A 14,872-nucleotide genomic window follows, 5' to 3' on the forward strand; every position below is an offset into this window, starting at 1 on the left:
GTCCACACAACGGGAGGCAGCAATGCGAACCCATCAAGGGAGTATTCGAATGGAACCGAGTTCCACTGGTTTGGGGGGCATGGCAGCCTTGAAGGTCGCAATGGCTTACGGCATTCCCGCCGCCGTGGCCGCAATGCTCGGGCTGCTGATAATGCCGCCCCGCACGGCCCGTGAATTCACCGTGCGAACCATCTGCACGGTCGCCTGCTCGTTCATGTTCGGGCCGGCGCTCGCGGGGGCGGTCATCGCCTGGAAGCCGGGCCTGATGGATGCCATGACGTGGCTGGCGCAGCATGGTGCCGGCAGCGACGACGCGCTGCTGGCGAAGTTCTACGTTTTGGGGCCGAGCATGCTGCTTGCCGGTCTGCCGGCCTGGTGGGTGCTGGGCGCCTATATGCGCTGGATGGCGAGCATGCGGCAAAAGGGATTTTTGGAATGGTTGGCCGAAGCGCGGGCCAAGCTGCTGGGCCTGCGGTCGGGCGGGGAGGGCTGACCATGAATCTTCAAACGATCAACGATACCGCGATCACTCCGGCGCTGGCGCTGCTGCCGACGCGTATGGACACGCCGGACGCGCGCGTCATGCTACTGGCTATAGGCCTGCAGGAAAGCCGGTTCATCGACCGGCGGCAGCTCGTTGGCAGTCCGCCGCGGCCGACCGGACCGGCCAAGAGCTTCTGGCAGGCGGAGCAGGGCGGCGGCATGGTCAGCGGCGTTCGGACTCACGCGGCCACCCGCGACCTGGCGGCGCAACTGTACCGCGCTCGAGGTGTGGCTGCCGACAACGCCGCAATCTGGAATGCCATTGAGCAAGACGACGTGCTGGCGGCCGGCCTGGCTCGCCTGCTGCTTTGGAGCGATCCGGGGCGTCTGCCGGGCATTGGCGATGAAGAGGGCGCGTGGTCGCTGTACCTGCGCACCTGGCGCCCTGGCGCCTACAACCGGGGCACGCCCGAAGTGCGGGCAGCCCTGCGGAAGAAGTGGGCCAGCAACCACACGCAGGCCTACATCGAGATAGGAGGCCGAAATGCGAACGTGGCTTGAGCGCATGCAAGGCTGGATGCTGCTTGCCGGCATCTTCCTGGGCGCGCTGGTGGGCGTGTTTTACCGGGGCCGCGCCACCGGGCGACAGGCGGAGCGCCAGGAGCGCGCCGAGCAAATCAACGAACAGGCGGCGAAGGCCCGCCAGGAGGTGCGCAATGTGCAGGATGATGTGGCCCGCATGGGCGATGATGCTGTTTCTGATCGGCTCAAGTCTGACTGGGTGCGCGGCCCCGGCCCGGGTGGGCGTTGAGTATTGCGACCACGCGCGGCCAATCTATTTCGACTCGGCCGCCGAGGTTGATCGAACGCCGGCAGATGTGCGGCGCCAGGTGCTTGAACGCAATGAAATGTGGCGACGGCTTTGCACGTCACGATAGAACGCAGGGCTCCAATCTGATCAGTGCGAGGCGCTGCTAGCGCGCACTATGGCCTTGCGGTCGGCTCGGGCGAGGCGATTGTCGGTTTCTACCTGCCAGCCCAACTCCCAGGCGTCCACCTTCAGTTTCCACGATTGGATGGATTCGCCCGTGTAGCCGGGCAACGCCTTCGCCCGAAAGTAGGGGCAATCGAAGAGGGTCAATCCTTCTCGCGCAGCTTGCGCTCCCAGCTTTTGGATGTCTTCGAGTCGCATCGCTCAATCGTCCCAAAAGTCTATCGTGAAGGAATTATTCTCGTTCGCAGCGCAACAAAATGCAATAGTGTTGCAGCGCTGGCCCGTTTATCTCGGTGCCATGCCCTTGCGCAGCTCGCGCGGCTCTTGCCTACTGGAGATCTTTTAAGATCAGGAAGTCATTCCGATCCACGCCAGCGCGCTCCTGGGCAGTAAGCCAGCGAGGTGCACGGCCGCGGCCGGTCCAAGTTTCGCCGGTATCTGGGTGACGATACTTTGGAGGTACAGGTGGCCGTTGTCGGGGGCGAGGCTCGGTTGCCTCTTTTTTCTCTGGTCGGCTGTTGATGAAAGCAGCGGATATTTCTTTAGGAGAAATGGAATACGAGTGCATGGATCGAACGATTTCCCGTATCTCCTCGGCTCTTCTATCCTCTAGAAGCTTGTCCAGTTGGGCATCCACAGCGTTGATCTGGCGGTTGAGTTCGTCGATAGCCATCTTCACCATTGTCTTGATGTTTCCTTGCTCAACGGGGCATTGTCATCTGTGGGGGTAGGCAGCAGCTCGAAGTCTCGACCAAAGGCATGAACACCGCAGCCGTCGACGGTGCCCGCTGGATCCCACTGTCCGTTCCTAGTGACGATGATCGCTTCACCTATGATTGCGACTCGGAGGGCGAAGACCCAGAAAGTGAATTCTGATTGCCTGGTCATTCCATATTGGACATGGCCCATGGTGACGGACCGTGGCGCTGGTATCAGTCCAAGAGTCCATCTCAGTGCGATGCCAACGGGCCAGAGGCGTGCGCGAACGCTTGTGGGCTTGAAGTACAGGAGCTTGACGCGGGTTGCCATGGCAGACCCCTCTCGTGTGTAACGCGAGGTCAGCCTATCAAAGCTCCTTGCTACCACGTACAGGGGATAACCCTATGACTTGTCCCCAGGACATAGGATGAATACGCCTGGGAGCGGTCGTGCTTGCCGCCGGCCGGCTTGTTGGGCGCACCGAACTTCTTGAGCAGCGGCTCGGCGTCTTTCAAGGTCTGGTAGTGGCTGCACACGGCGAGCCCGGGCAGAAGATAGGCCAGTTACTGCAGACGGCGAGCCAAGTAAGCCTCCAGATCCCTGCGGGCACAGGCGTCCTGGTCCTTGCCAGCGTCGAACCATGATTCCGCAATAGCTTCGCAGCGGTCTTCATTTTGATCGTGGCGATATGCCCAGACTCGCGCGATCTCTCTAGCTTCGTGCGTGCTTTTGACGTCCTTTGTAAGGTGCATTACTTCTCCTGTCGGGACTTGGTCGTGACGGAAGGGAACTGTCTTGCTGGGACTAGTAGATATGATGTTGTACGTGGATTCTATCGCTCGGGAAAATGGTACGGATTGTTGACTGGAGCCGCTAAGGCTTATTAGGGTGTTTGCTGCTACTGCGGGCCTGTACAAGTGGGGAGGTTTTGGCGCTCCTCGCGCGATGGAAAACACTACAGCGCATTGCTCTGTTCCGTTGGAGAAGAGCCGTTGGACATTCAGACTGGAGTTGGTATGAGAGCAACTACGTACAACTGGGCGCAGTCTGTTGAAACTTTAGTGGAGTCGGAGCGCGCAACGTTAGCAAAGTTGGTGGAAGCGGAGACTCGGATCCCACCTTATTCCCGTGGAGAGCGCAAGGTTATCCATGCCGCGCTGAAGGAGCTGAAAGAATATCTTCAGTCACGTGCCGAGGATTTGCGCAAGGCTCAAGAGGATCATTTGAACCAGGATCGGCGGAAAAAGCGTATTTCACAAGGTCCCTCCCTTGTGCTCGGCCATACCTGGAAAGCCGCTGTACGCGATGGGCTGTTGCTGTTCCCGAAGCACAAGGCGCAAGCATTGCGTGTCACGCTGCGCGGTTGGGAGAGGGCGCTGAATCTCGCAGATGACTTGTTCTCCATGGCCTCGCTTCGCGGCTATGAGCCGGTGCCGTGGAAAATGTGGGACAAGACTTTCAAAATTCGCGCAGTAGGGGCTGAGCTTGACCTGAGGATTATGGAGAAGCTGGCGCGAGTCCAGGACGATGGCGACGGTTCGGCGACGGGGAATCCTTACGAAAACTACTTATCAACTACCGGCTCAATGTCGATTTATCTTAACCGCTCGGGCGGGGAGGTCGAGGTGGTCGAAAAGGAAGGGGCATCTCTTGAAGATCAGCTAGAAGAGCTATTTGATCAGATTCCTCGCGAGCTGGTGCTCGATCTCGCCCAAAATCGAAAGTGGCGACGTGATAAGGAAGCAGACGCCGAAGCACGTCAAGCAGAGTTAGAGCGGAAGCGGCTGAAGGATGAAGAGGCCGCGAGGCGACGCAAGTTGGAAGACGAAGCACAAAATTGGCATCGTGCGAACATGATTCGGCAGTATGCGGAGGAAGTGAAGTGCGCGATGCTTCCCGATATCGGCAGTGCTGCGGAAGAATGGCTCAAATGGGCGGGCCTGGTAGCTGACGAGCTAGATCCGACTTCAAGGCGCCGTGACCAACTTAGGAATGCGGTAGAGACGCCCCCCTTGGGCGACACGGAGAATGCTTGTGCGTCGAACGATACAAAGGGCGGAGCTGTACGAAAAGGTATGGACCGTGCCGATTTCGAAGCTCTGCCAAGAGTATGGCCTCTCAGACAATGGCCTACGTAAAGTTTGCCGTAGATTGGGCGTGCCTGTCCCAGAAAGAGGGTATTGGGCAAAGCTGGCCGCTGGAAAGGCGCGTGAGCGGCCGAAGCTTCCTGCTTTGGCAGGAAAGCCCGTTTCCGAGCCGGTGACTACTAGGGATGAAGCTGCACCGTCTCTTGCTATGAGGTCCGAGACCAAAGCTGTTCTAAAAACGGACCTAGATTTCGAGAAGGATCCCGACAACCGCGTGGAAGTCCGCGATCGTCCTATGCACAAAGCACTATTGCCCGTGCAGCAGCGACTCGCTCGAAGAGTTAAGGAGTGGCAGAAAGCCCGTAAAGATCACGAGGCGGCTCTGCAAAGATCTAAGAATAGGCCTTGGGAGCCAAATTGGTCCGTGTTGAACTCCCGACTAGTGTGGTCAAAATTTGAAGAAAACGGCGGCTACCTGTTTTTGAAGAACGAACGATGTGTGGCACGGGTAACCGAAAAACAGATAGACCGAGCGATAGCTATCTTGAACGCAGTCGCGCAAGCGGCTTCCCGCCGCGGGTATACGGTCTTGGTGCCGGACGCCGATGCAGGAGCTTTAACGTTAAGGCGGCGAGGTGTCGATACGCTCCTGCGCTTGACAGAGCATGCAACAGTCAAGGAGGTGAAGGATAAAAGCATCTTCTATGCACACCTGGGCGGTATACGGAAAGAGCCGCATCCGACAGGGAAATTGCGGATTCATTTCAGGATATCGACACGCCCCGAGAAGTTCCAGTCCGATGAAGACGGCCCGCTGGAAGAGCAGCTAAACGATCTCTTTGGCAGACTCGCTAAGGCCGAAGCTGCCTATGTTGAACATCTTAATCGCGAGGCGATCCAAGCAAAATTACGCGAGGAGGCGCAGGCCCGACGGATTGAAAGGCAACAGCACTTGGAGGAGGAGCGGAAGGCACAGCAACTCGTCGAGGCGCAGTTGCAGCGGGAAAAGCAGGAGAGGGAAAGCTTCTTGCGGGACCTATGCGCAGAAGCAGACGCTTGGCGGAAGTCGCAATCAGTGGCGTGCTATTTGAGACATCTTCGTGAGGCATCGGGGGATTCGGCTTCAGGCGAGTTGAGAGAATGGCTCTCTCGGGCGGAAGAAGCTTTGAGCGAGCTTGATCCCACTACTCAACGCCTTCGCAGCTGAGAGTTTTGGCCGGCGGTTGCTGAGCGGGTTCAGCGAAAAAGCGCCGTCTCCAAAGCTGCCCCGAGCGCCTTCCAAGCTTCGCGCATTTGGCTTGAGTGATCGCTGTGCAGATAGTGCCGCCGAATCTTGGCGCTGCCCGTGTGAATGACATGGTTTTGGCAAAGGTCGATAACCTTGTCTTCAATTCCGAGGGTCTCCATTAGGGTGGCTCCTGTCCGACGCAAATCGTGCGCAGTCCAGTTTCCGTTTCGTCCGCTCGCGAGAACAAGAGTATTGTCGTTACGCCGCCCCTTCAGGGCTTTGCGGTTCATGAACATTACCTGACGGTCGCCTATCTGCTTTCCCACATTCGATTCTGATACGTGCCCCTCTGCTTGCTTGGCCGGGAAACACCAAATTCCTTTTCCGGTCTTTTCATGCAATCGCTCAAATTGCATTTTCGCGAAGGGCGACAGAAACACTGTGAGCGCGCGTTGGCCGGCCTTTGTCTTCTTGACGTTTTCTTTGGGGATGTACCAAGTGCCTGCCGCTAGGTCGACATGTTCCCAGCGGGCTTTGAGCGTTTCACCGATGCGGGAAAGTGTGGACAGGCAGATCCATATCGCCACCTGGGTTGCGAGTGCGATAGGACGTATGGCGCGCCGCCTATCCTCGGCGGCGGCATACTCACTCTCCATCCGCTCGAAGATTGCCTGCAATTCTCGGATCTCGTCCAGGCTTAGCACACGGTCTCGTATGTTCGCCAAGTCGTAGTCCTTCTCTACTATCTTGGGGATCTCGATGAGCTCAGTAGGATTGCCCTCTATAAGTAGGGCTCGCCAGGGCTTCCTTTTTTCGCCCCAGACTAGCATTTGTCGTATGGCGGTAAAGACCACAACGGCAAGCCTATTCGCACCTCGCGCCACAATCAGCCTCAAGAGCGCTCTGATGCCGTGCTCATCCAGGTTCCGCAGTGCTGTGGTTCCGATCTGTGGCAGCACGTCTTTTTGAAAAACACGCTTGAGCTCGGCGTTGTCGTCCGAGCGCCGCACGCCGTCGGTGATCCACGCGTCATAGAGGTCTCTCACAGTCAGGTCATCAGCTTGGCGTCGATCTTCGTCGGCAAGGGTCGCTTCAATCTGACGCTGTGCCTCGATCCGAATTACCCGCTTTTGATCACTTGGATTCACTCCGATCTTGACCCATTCGCGCGCCTGATCGCGATTCCCACGGACCTGATCCAGGGCCACGCTTGGCCATGTGCCGCAGTAGTGGCGCTTCGTCTTGCCCTCCCTCTTATAGGCATACCTCCAAGTGACCGAGACGTTTGCTCCATGTAGTCGAACTTCTCCCTGCAGGCCGTCGCCGTCGGCCAGCGTGTCACCTTTCCAGGAAAGCGGGATGGCTTCTAGCTCCTTGACGGTCCAGCGGAAGCCTTTACCTCGTTTCGGATATCTGTTCATCAGCAGAGGGTCGCAAGTCGGTTTTCATGGGGCAACTCATGGGGCAACTTTTCGCCGGCTGGTAGCGTACAGTAGCGAACGGTAGCGAACAAGACGATTCTGAGAAATTATTTAAATTCAAGGTCTTATGTGTCCGCGGTTGTCCGCTGTCGTTCGTGATTAATTAATTTGGGAGCAGAGGGTCGCGAGTTCGAATCCCGCCGCCCCGACCAATCCAATCAAGGCCTTGCAGGCATCCGTCTGCAAGGCCTTGCGCATTTGGGCGCGCGGCAGGCGTCATCGGCCCGTCATCCCGCATGCCTATATTGCCGTCGCATGAAAATACGGACGATATGGCGGCACATGCAGGCCCATCCTCGGACAACCTGGGTGGCCGTCCTCTGCCTGGTCTTCTTCGCGGGGCTGATCCTGCCGCGCATCTACGATATGAAGCTGCGCTTTCCCGAACAGTCCGAGATACGTATCACGGAAGGGCTCGCGACGTTCAAGTCCGTCGGCAAATCACGCGCGGCGTTGCTGGTGGTGGACGGGCAGGAATATGTCTGTGCGGGGCCGGCTTACGCAAGCCCCAATTGCTTCGTCGGTAAGGTCGCGCAGGTGCGTGAGGCGATGGAGGGGGAAAAGCTGAAGATCGTCTGGTTCAAGCAGTCGGTCTATCCGTTCTTCAGCAACCGGCGCGTCCTGTTGATGGAACACGACGGACGGCTGCTGGTGTCGCCGGATAAAGTCGTCGCGGATATCCGTCAGGGGCGGGAGGCCGCGCCCGCCGCCATGGTCTGGATCGGCTTCGGCCTGCTCCTTGCCTGCATGTTCATGGTCTGGGTCATCGACAAGGATGAGGCTAACGAGCGTGCGTATCGGCAGCAGGCGGACTCGTAGGCTTGTGTTCCTGGGGCGTGTCCTCGCGCGCCGCATACAACCGTTGCAGCGAATCGCCCAGCGGGGTGATGAAGTCGTCCAGGCGCCAGCATTGCGACGCCTCGCGCTTGAGCACCAGGTGCACGACCTGCGGGGTGCGCGGGCCGCCGGGTTCCAGCACGAAGGGGTAGCGCATCGCCACGATCGCGGTGCCGCGGGTTTCTGATTCGGTCTCGAACACCGGTTTGCCTCCGATCTCGCCATCCTGCGCGCCGAGCCAGGGATCGTAGTCGAGATGGCCGACCTCGCCCTGGGCGTAGTTCCATTCGCGGCGCAAGGCCGCGTCGAAGGCCGGGGTGAACAGCGAGGGTTCGTCGCGGTCCGGCGCGACGTGGAAGTCGGCGTGCGCCTGCTGGAACGTGCGTGCCCACTCCGCCGGCGCCGGGCAGGCGGCGTGGGCGGGCCAGGCGAGAAGGGAAAACACCAGGGGCAGGAGGCGTTTCATGCGGGGGTTCCTTGTGTCCGGTCGAACCGTTGGCGCCGCGTGGCGGCGTGCTGTGCTGTCGCGCAGGATACTCCAGGCGCCGCCGGGGCTGGCGCCGCTCCGCGGCGACATGGCCCACGCCGGAACCCGGTTCTTGGATCTACCGCAAAACGCGGCGCGGGCGCAGCATGGAGCCTTCGACACACAGTTATCAGGACTTTCATCATGAGTCATCGCCTCGACTATGCCCAAGCCGCCCCGGAGGGCTACAAGGCCTTCGGCGCCGTTCACGCCTATCTGCGCCAATGCGGCCTGCCGGAGGCGCTGGTCAACCTCGTGTACCTGCGCGTCTCGCAGATCAACGGCTGCGCCTACTGCATCGACATGCACAGCCGCGACCTGCTCAAGCAGGGCGTGACGGTGGACAAGCTGGTGCTGGTGCCGGTGTGGCGCGAAGGCGGCGCGGTGTTCAGCGCCCGCGAACAGGCCGCGCTGGCCTGGGCCGAATGCGTGACGCGGGTGGCCGAAACCGGCGTGCCGGATGCCGACTACGCGGCCGCGGCGGCCGAATTCAGCGACAAGGAACTGGCGGACCTGACCTATGCCATCGGGCTGATGAATGCGTTCAACCGCCTGGGCGTCACGTTCCGCAATACGCCGGCCGCCGCCCGCAAGGCCGCCGTCACGGCCACAGCAGCTTGACCGCGATCGCCAGCATGGCCAGGCCGACCAGGGCATCCAGTATCCGCCAGGCGGTCTGGCTGGCGAACACCGGCCGAAGCAGGCGGGCGCCGAAGCCCAGCGTGAAGAAAAAGGCGAACGAGGCCGTCATGGCCCCCAGCGCGAAGGCCACCTTGCGGCCCTCGTACTGGCTGGAGATCGAGCCCAGCAGGACCACGGTATCCAGGTAGACGTGCGGGTTGAGCCAGGTGAAGGCCAGGCAGGTCGCCAGCGTGGCGCCCAGCCCGGCGGCCTGGCGCGACGATGGCGTCAGGCTGCCGTGGTTGCGCAGCGCCGAGCGGAAGCTGCGCGCCGCGTAGGTCAGCAGGAACAGCGCGCCGCCGTAGCGCAGCACCGGCTCCAGCCAGGGCAGGGCGTTCGACGCCAGGCCGAAGCCGGCCACGCCCGCGGCGATCAGCACGGCGTCCGACACGGCGCAGACCAGGCAGACGGCGAAGACGTGTTCCTGGCGCAGGCCTTGCCGCAGGACGAAGGCATTCTGCGCGCCGATCGCGAGGATCAGGCTGAGGCTGAGGAAAAAACCGGGGAAAAAGGCGCTGGTCATGTCGTACCCTGAATCAAGGGCGACAGACTAGCGGTTGCAGTGTAATTAGAGAATCTAAAGATCCTAATCTATCTTTAGCAATCCTGAAGATTGGGTGGCGGCGTCATGGCGCCGCCCCGGCTCAATGGCGCGGGCCGCCCTGGCCGGGCTGCAGCTTGGCGAGCTGGGCCTGTAATGAATCGAGCAACAGTTGCAGTTGCTCGGAAGTCACGGCATAGACGCGGCCTCGTTCGCTGCGCGTGGCGGCCGCGGGCGATGGGTCGGTCAGGAAGTCCAATCGCAGCAACAGTGAATCGTGTTCCACCAGCGGCATCATGGCCCAGCCGGTCACTGGCGATACGGCCTCGCCTGCCTTGAAATCTCTGTCTTGCACCTTGGCATCCTGTTCACGCGGCCGACGGGCGACCGTATGCGGCGATTTTATTTATTCAGCTTAATGTCAGCAAGTGCGCCGGAACGGGCAGTGCGCGAGGGCGGCGGGGCCGGGATCGCATGGCGGCCCAAGCCGACCGGGGAAACGCGGATCCTGTTGCCGGACTCATTCACCCGCGGAGCGGCGTGGTGGCCGAAACTCGGACCGAGCGATGAGCGCTGCGTGGGAGGCGGGCAACAAAAAGGCGCCCGTGGATGGGCGCCTTGTCGCAGGGGAATCCGTGAAGCCAGGCTAGCCGGCGTTCTGATCCGCCGCGCGCAGCAGGCTGTAGAGCTTGTCCTTGAGCAGCAGCTTTTCCTTTTTCAGGACTTCGACGTTGGTGTCCGAGGCCGGCACGATGCCCGCCTCCATGTTCTTGATTTCCTGGTCCAGGTCGTTGTGGCGTTGGAACAGGGCGGAGAAATGTCCGTTTTCGGCTTTCAGGCGGGTAATCAGTTGGCGATACTCAGGGAACATGACGGCCTCTTGCGTGATCCGGTTGAAGGGGGGCTGCGCGGGGCCGGCGGGCCGGCCCGTAAATGAGCTGTCGGTTCCATGACAGCGCAATGGCCCTTCAAAGTCAACCCGACGCGGCCGCGGCGGTGCGCGAGAATTGACACGGCGCAAGGGGGGGCGGGCGAAGATCGGTTGGTCTTATCTCCTCACGTTTCTTTACATGGCTTTTGGAGGCGGGGGATACACTCGCTTCCCCGTGGTCTGCCATAAAAGTGAAATGAATCAGCGCGCGTCCATCCATCGCCGGGTCCTGGACTTGTTCAAGCAGGACGGCCGCATCCACCCGGGCACCGGGATGATCACTGGCGTGATCGCGCTGTTCCTGGCGATCCTGTCGGTCCTGGGCGTCTTGGCATTCCATTTTCCGGCGTATCTGACGACGCCCGAACTGCGCACCTTCTATACCGTCGACGCGATGCGCACGCTGTTGTTCGCGGCGTTGCTGGCGTCCGGCACCATCGCCCTGACCAACATCGTGTTCGGCCGCCAGCGCTGGCTCAACATCGCCGCGTTCGTGCTGGTGTGCGGCGCGGTCGCCGCCGGCGGCAGCCAGGTGGTGGTGACCACGTCCAACACCGGCCACCATCCCTACCTGGGCCTGGACTGGTTCATCCTCGACCTGCTGGCCTCCAGCACCGTGTTCATCATCTTCGAAAAGCTGTTCCCGCTTTATCCGGGGCAACCGGTGTTCCGCGGCGAGTGGCAGGTGGACATGAAGCACTTCCTGTTCAACCACCTCTCGGTGGGAGCGGTGCTGCTGTGCATCAACTTCTTCGTGCACCGGCTGTTCTCGTGGGCGGCGTACGAACCGCTGCAGCAGGCGATCCAGTCGCTGCCGTATCTGGCCGAGCTGTTCGTGGCGGTGCTGGTGGCCGACCTGGTGCAGTACGCCGCGCATCGCGCGTATCACGAGGTGCCGTTCCTGTGGCGCATCCACGCGGTGCACCACAGCACCCGCACGCTCGACTGGCTCGCCGGCTCGCGCCTGCACATCGTCGAGCTGCTGATCACGCGCGTGGCGGTGCTGGGCGTGCTGTTCGCGCTGGGCTTCTCCAAGCCGGTGCTGGACGCCTACATCATCATCGTCGGCTTCCAGGCCGTGCTGATCCACTCGAACGTCAAGCTGCCGTGGGGCTGGCTGCGCTACATCATCGTGACGCCGGACTTCCACCACTGGCACCACTCGTCGGACACCGAGGCGATCGACCGCAACTACGCGGCCCACCTGTCGTTCATCGACTACCTGTTCGGCACCGCGGTGCGCGGCACGGGCAAGCGCCTGCCGGAGAACTACGGCATCCTCGACAACGACATGCCGGGCACGTTCCTGGCGCAGCAGGCCTACCCCTTCCGCAAGAAGTAGGCCCGCGCGTCGCGGTTTACTTGCCCTTGGTGGCCGAGTAGGAGGCCATCAGGTTGCGGTAGTCGGGAATGTGGTTGGCGAACAGCGTGCCCAGGCCCTCGATGTCATTGCGCCAGTCGCGATGCAGTTCGCAGGCAACGCCGAACCACGACATCAGTTGCGCGCCGGCCTGTTGCATGCGGCTCCAGGCGGCGTTGCGGGTCACTTCGTTGAAGGTGCCCGAGGCGTCGGTCACCACGAACACGTCGAAGCCTTCCTCCAGCGCCGACAGGGCGGGGAAGGCCACGCACACTTCCGTCACCACGCCGGCGATGATCAGTTGCTTCTTGCCGGTGGCCTTGACCGCCTTGACGAAGTCCTCGTTGTCCCAGGCGTTGATGTTGCCGGGGCGGGCGATGTACGGCGCTTTGGGGAATTTGTCCTTGAGTTCCTGCACCAGCGGGCCGTTGGGGCCATCCTCGAAGCTGGTGGTCAGGATGGTGGGCAGCTTGAAATAGGCGGCCAGGTCGGCCAGCGCCAGCACGTTGTTCTTGAACTGGTCGGGCTGGAAGTCGCGCACCAGGGACAGCAGGCCGGCCTGGTGGTCCACCAGCAGCACCGCTGCTTCGTTCTTGTCCAGCTTCACGTAGGGTTTGGTCATGGCTTTGCTCCGTTGGGGGATGGCGGGCCGGTGGCCGCCGGGGTGGGGTAACCGAGAGAGCCTTCATCCTAAATACAAGCCGAATACATCGGTAGTACACCAAACTGATCCGCAGCGTTCTATTTTTCGGACGATGCCTGTGGCAGCCATGACAGCGGTGACGCGTGCCGCTGCTGGGTCGACGCCTCCTGCTCGGCAATCCGGTCATATTCGTCCGCCATGAAGTCCAGCAGTTCGCGCACCGCCGGCAGCAATCCCCGGCGCGAGGGAAACACGGCGTGCACGTTGCCCTGCTCGGGCTGCCAGGGGCCGCCGACGTTGACCAGGCGCCCGGCATCCAGCTCCTCGTGGATCATCAGGAGCGGCAGCGCCACGATGCCCACGCCGCGCAGGGCGGCCTGTTTCAGCGCCAGCATGTCGTCCGTCACCAGCCTGGGCGAGAACGGCACCTCGACGCGCGCGCCATCGACGCCATCCAGTTTCCAGCGGCATTCGCGCTGTTCGACGCCCAGCGCCAGCGTCGGCATCTGGCCGAGCAACTGCGGATCGGCGCCGGCGGGCAGGCTGCGGGCCAGCTCGGGGCTGGCCACCAGGCATTGGCGGCCGATGCCCAGATGCTTCATCACCAGGTCGCTGTTCTCGATGGCGCCGAAGCGCACCCGGACCGCCAGGTCATAGCCCTCGCGCAGCACGTCCACGGGGCGGCTGAAGCTCTTCATGTAGACGTGTACCTTGGGGCACTTTTCCATGAACCGCGCTACCACGTCGCCCAGGAAGTAGTAGATCAGCGCGGGCGGCGCGCTCATGCGGATGGTGCCTTGCGGCTCGGCGTGGGTGCGGTCGATGACGTCCTGCGCCGCTTCGGCGCCCGCCAGCATGGATAGGCATTGCTCAAAATACTCCTGGCCCAGTTCGGTGACGGCGAAGGTGCGCGTCGAACGCTGGATCAGCCGCACGCCGAGCCGCTCTTCCAGGAGCGCGATGCGCCGGCTGAGGCGGGACTTGGGGATGTCCAGGGCGCGTCCGGCCGGCGCGAAGCCGCCGTTGCGCACGACTTGGACGAAGTAGTAGAGATCGTTCAGGTCTTGCATGGGCGCGCCGGCCTCCGCGATGGGCAATCCCCAAGCATATCGCCGATTGCGGCCGAGCCGGCCATCGCCGCGAGATGGCGGCGGCCGTGCGCCGGAGGATCAGGCAGCCGCCAGCGCCTCGTCCTTCCAGCGTTGCTTGTCGCGCAGGGGCGGGGTGCCGAACAGGCGGCTGTATTCGCGGCTGAACTGCGACGAGCTCTCGTAGCCCACGGCGTGGGCGGCCAGCGCCACGCCGGCGTCGTCCGTCAGCATCAGCCGGCGCGCCTCCTGCAACCGCAGGTGCTTCTGGTACTGCAGCGGACTCATGGCCGTGGCTTGCTTGAAATGATGGTGCAGCGACGACACGCTCATGTGGACGTCGCGGGCGATTTCCTCGACCCGTAGCGGCAGGGCGTAGTTGTCGCGCAGGATGCGGATGGCCTTGGCGACGCGGTTGAGCTGGCTGTCCTGCAGCACCGTCTGGCGCAGCACCACGCCCTGGCCGTTCATCAGCAGGCGGTACAGCAGCTCGCGCTTGATCATCGGCGCCAGGATCGGGATGTCGCGCGGCGTGTCCAGCAGCCGCAGCATGCGCAGCATCACGTCCAGCAGCGTGCCGCCGAGCGGGTTGATGCACAGCGCGCGCGAAGATTCGGCCGGCACCAGCGGCGGCAGGTTCTCGTCGCTGATCAGCTCGGTGATCTCTTCGGGATTCAGGTCCAGCCGCAGCCCCAGGTAGGGCAGGGTCGGGCTGGCCACGGACACCTTGGCCACCACCGGCAGGTCGACCGACGAAATCAGGTAGTGGAACGGGTCGTACTCGTAGGTCTCCTCGCCGATCAGGATCCGTTTGGAGCCTTGGGCGATGACCGCCAGCGCGGCCTTCTGCAGGCCGGGCTTGGGGCCGGTCGGCTGTGACAGGCGGTGCAGGAAGAGGCCCTCGATGGGCGTGTCGAGGGAACCTTCCAGCGTGCCGGTCATGCGTTCCAGCAGGCACAGCAATTCGTGCCGGGCGGGCTCGAAGACGGGATTGGGGGTGTGGTCGGCGGGAGGCATGGGCGGGCTCCGGGCAAGGCGGCCTGGCGCGCGCGTGGCGCGGGCCGCCGGAGAATCAGGCGATGTCGAGTGTAGACCCAGGCAGAACTTGTGCGGGCGTGTGTCGAGCGGAGTGCGGAGAAATAGGCAAAAAATGCGGAGGATCGGGCGCGTCCCGCACCAGGCCGGTCGACGGTCAGAGAATCGGGCAAAAAAAGGGCAGGATCGAGCATCCATCCGCCGACGCCGGCGACGCATACTGTTTTCACCCCGGCCATGCCGGCGCCGCCCATCCCG

At 62.1% G+C, this 14,872-nt stretch carries 18 protein-coding genes; 8 read left to right on the forward strand and 10 right to left on the reverse strand.

All coding sequences use genetic code 11. From position 1 onward, the window contains the following. The first annotated feature begins 49 nt into the window (after positions 1–49). The 3 genes from AOZ53_RS26725 to AOZ53_RS26735 are packed head-to-tail and all read left to right on the forward strand — an operon-like array spanning position 50 to position 1,294. Complete coding sequence (locus AOZ53_RS26725; RefSeq protein ID WP_054490096.1) at positions 50–493, forward strand: hypothetical protein; 444 nt, start codon at positions 50–52, stop codon at positions 491–493. 2 nt (positions 494–495) lie between these two features. Continuing rightward, positions 496–1,044, forward strand: a complete 549-nt coding sequence (locus tag AOZ53_RS26730; RefSeq protein WP_054490098.1) for a hypothetical protein — start codon at positions 496–498, stop codon at positions 1,042–1,044. After that, complete coding sequence (locus AOZ53_RS26735) at positions 1,028–1,294, forward strand: hypothetical protein (protein WP_054490100.1); 267 nt, start codon at positions 1,028–1,030, stop codon at positions 1,292–1,294. The genes AOZ53_RS26730 and AOZ53_RS26735 overlap by 17 nt, the downstream gene beginning before the upstream one ends. Before the next feature lie 147 nt (positions 1,295–1,441). Here AOZ53_RS26735 and AOZ53_RS26740 read toward each other — a convergent pair whose 3' ends face one another. Together AOZ53_RS26740 and AOZ53_RS33845 are read right to left on the reverse strand one after the other, a co-directional pair. Then, entirely contained in the window at positions 1,442–1,675 is a 234-nt protein-coding gene (locus tag AOZ53_RS26740; RefSeq protein WP_054490102.1) for a CrpP-related protein, read from the reverse strand. Between the two features lie 130 nt (positions 1,676–1,805). Continuing rightward, positions 1,806–2,150 carry an H-NS histone family protein gene (locus AOZ53_RS33845; RefSeq protein WP_197286531.1) on the reverse strand — a complete coding sequence of 115 codons (345 nt, stop codon included), beginning with the start codon at positions 2,148–2,150 and terminating at the stop codon, positions 1,806–1,808. Positions 2,151–3,192: 1,042 nt separating this feature from the next. On the opposite strand from AOZ53_RS33845, the gene AOZ53_RS34480 reads away from it, so the two are divergent. Further along, on the forward strand, positions 3,193–4,314 hold the full coding sequence (locus AOZ53_RS34480) for a hypothetical protein (protein WP_156333541.1): 1,122 nt from the start codon (positions 3,193–3,195) through the stop codon (positions 4,312–4,314). Between the two features lie 373 nt (positions 4,315–4,687). Beyond that, positions 4,688–5,470 carry a hypothetical protein gene (locus tag AOZ53_RS34485; RefSeq protein ID WP_156333542.1) on the forward strand — a complete coding sequence of 261 codons (783 nt, stop codon included), beginning with the start codon at positions 4,688–4,690 and terminating at the stop codon, positions 5,468–5,470. 29 nt (positions 5,471–5,499) lie between these two features. On the opposite strand, the gene AOZ53_RS26755 is transcribed toward AOZ53_RS34485, so the two are convergent. Then, the gene (locus AOZ53_RS26755) at positions 5,500–6,912 is read right to left on the reverse strand and encodes a tyrosine-type recombinase/integrase (RefSeq protein WP_082385785.1); all 1,413 of its coding nucleotides are present in this window, start codon (positions 6,910–6,912) and stop codon (positions 5,500–5,502) included. Positions 6,913–7,254: 342 nt separating this feature from the next. Here AOZ53_RS26755 and AOZ53_RS26760 point away from each other — a divergent pair, with 342 nt between their 5' ends. Further along, positions 7,255–7,791 carry a hypothetical protein gene (locus AOZ53_RS26760; protein ID WP_054478491.1) on the forward strand — a complete coding sequence of 179 codons (537 nt, stop codon included), beginning with the start codon at positions 7,255–7,257 and terminating at the stop codon, positions 7,789–7,791. On the opposite strand, the gene AOZ53_RS26765 is transcribed toward AOZ53_RS26760, so the two are convergent. Beyond that, positions 7,754–8,275: a hypothetical protein gene (locus tag AOZ53_RS26765; protein ID WP_054478493.1), complete on the reverse strand. Its 522-nt coding sequence runs from the start codon at positions 8,273–8,275 to the stop codon at positions 7,754–7,756. The genes AOZ53_RS26760 and AOZ53_RS26765 overlap by 38 nt on opposite strands. 204 nt (positions 8,276–8,479) lie before the next feature. Between AOZ53_RS26765 and AOZ53_RS26770 the strand changes: the two genes are divergently transcribed. Next, complete coding sequence (locus tag AOZ53_RS26770; protein ID WP_054428358.1) at positions 8,480–8,956, forward strand: carboxymuconolactone decarboxylase family protein; 477 nt, start codon at positions 8,480–8,482, stop codon at positions 8,954–8,956. On the opposite strand, the gene AOZ53_RS26775 is transcribed toward AOZ53_RS26770, so the two are convergent. The 3 genes from AOZ53_RS26775 to AOZ53_RS26785 form a co-directional block, all read right to left on the reverse strand. Then, positions 8,937–9,539 carry a LysE/ArgO family amino acid transporter gene (locus tag AOZ53_RS26775; RefSeq protein WP_054428356.1) on the reverse strand — a complete coding sequence of 201 codons (603 nt, stop codon included), beginning with the start codon at positions 9,537–9,539 and terminating at the stop codon, positions 8,937–8,939. The genes AOZ53_RS26770 and AOZ53_RS26775 overlap by 20 nt on opposite strands. Before the next feature lie 121 nt (positions 9,540–9,660). Then, complete coding sequence (locus AOZ53_RS26780) at positions 9,661–9,912, reverse strand: hypothetical protein (protein ID WP_054428354.1); 252 nt, start codon at positions 9,910–9,912, stop codon at positions 9,661–9,663. Between the two features lie 291 nt (positions 9,913–10,203). Continuing rightward, the gene (locus AOZ53_RS26785) at positions 10,204–10,428 is read right to left on the reverse strand and encodes a YdcH family protein (RefSeq protein WP_054428352.1); all 225 of its coding nucleotides are present in this window, start codon (positions 10,426–10,428) and stop codon (positions 10,204–10,206) included. Between the two features lie 256 nt (positions 10,429–10,684). Here AOZ53_RS26785 and AOZ53_RS26790 point away from each other — a divergent pair, with 256 nt between their 5' ends. Next, the gene (locus tag AOZ53_RS26790) at positions 10,685–11,830 is read left to right on the forward strand and encodes a sterol desaturase family protein (RefSeq protein WP_054428351.1); all 1,146 of its coding nucleotides are present in this window, start codon (positions 10,685–10,687) and stop codon (positions 11,828–11,830) included. 16 nt (positions 11,831–11,846) lie between these two features. Here AOZ53_RS26790 and ycaC read toward each other — a convergent pair whose 3' ends face one another. The 3 genes from ycaC to AOZ53_RS26805 form a co-directional block, all read right to left on the reverse strand. Beyond that, entirely contained in the window at positions 11,847–12,470 is a 624-nt protein-coding gene (gene ycaC / locus AOZ53_RS26795) for an isochorismate family cysteine hydrolase YcaC (protein ID WP_054490109.1), read from the reverse strand. 119 nt (positions 12,471–12,589) lie between these two features. Further along, entirely contained in the window at positions 12,590–13,561 is a 972-nt protein-coding gene (locus AOZ53_RS26800) for a LysR substrate-binding domain-containing protein (RefSeq protein WP_054490126.1), read from the reverse strand. Positions 13,562–13,660: 99 nt separating this feature from the next. Next, a complete protein-coding gene (locus AOZ53_RS26805; RefSeq protein WP_054428348.1) occupies positions 13,661–14,596 on the reverse strand; it encodes an AraC family transcriptional regulator in 936 nt (311 codons plus the stop codon). Between the last annotated feature and the right edge of the window lie 276 nt (positions 14,597–14,872).

This window comes from Achromobacter sp. 2789STDY5608621 (assembly GCF_001299375.1).
GTDB lineage: Bacteria > Pseudomonadota > Gammaproteobacteria > Burkholderiales > Burkholderiaceae_B > Achromobacter > Achromobacter insuavis.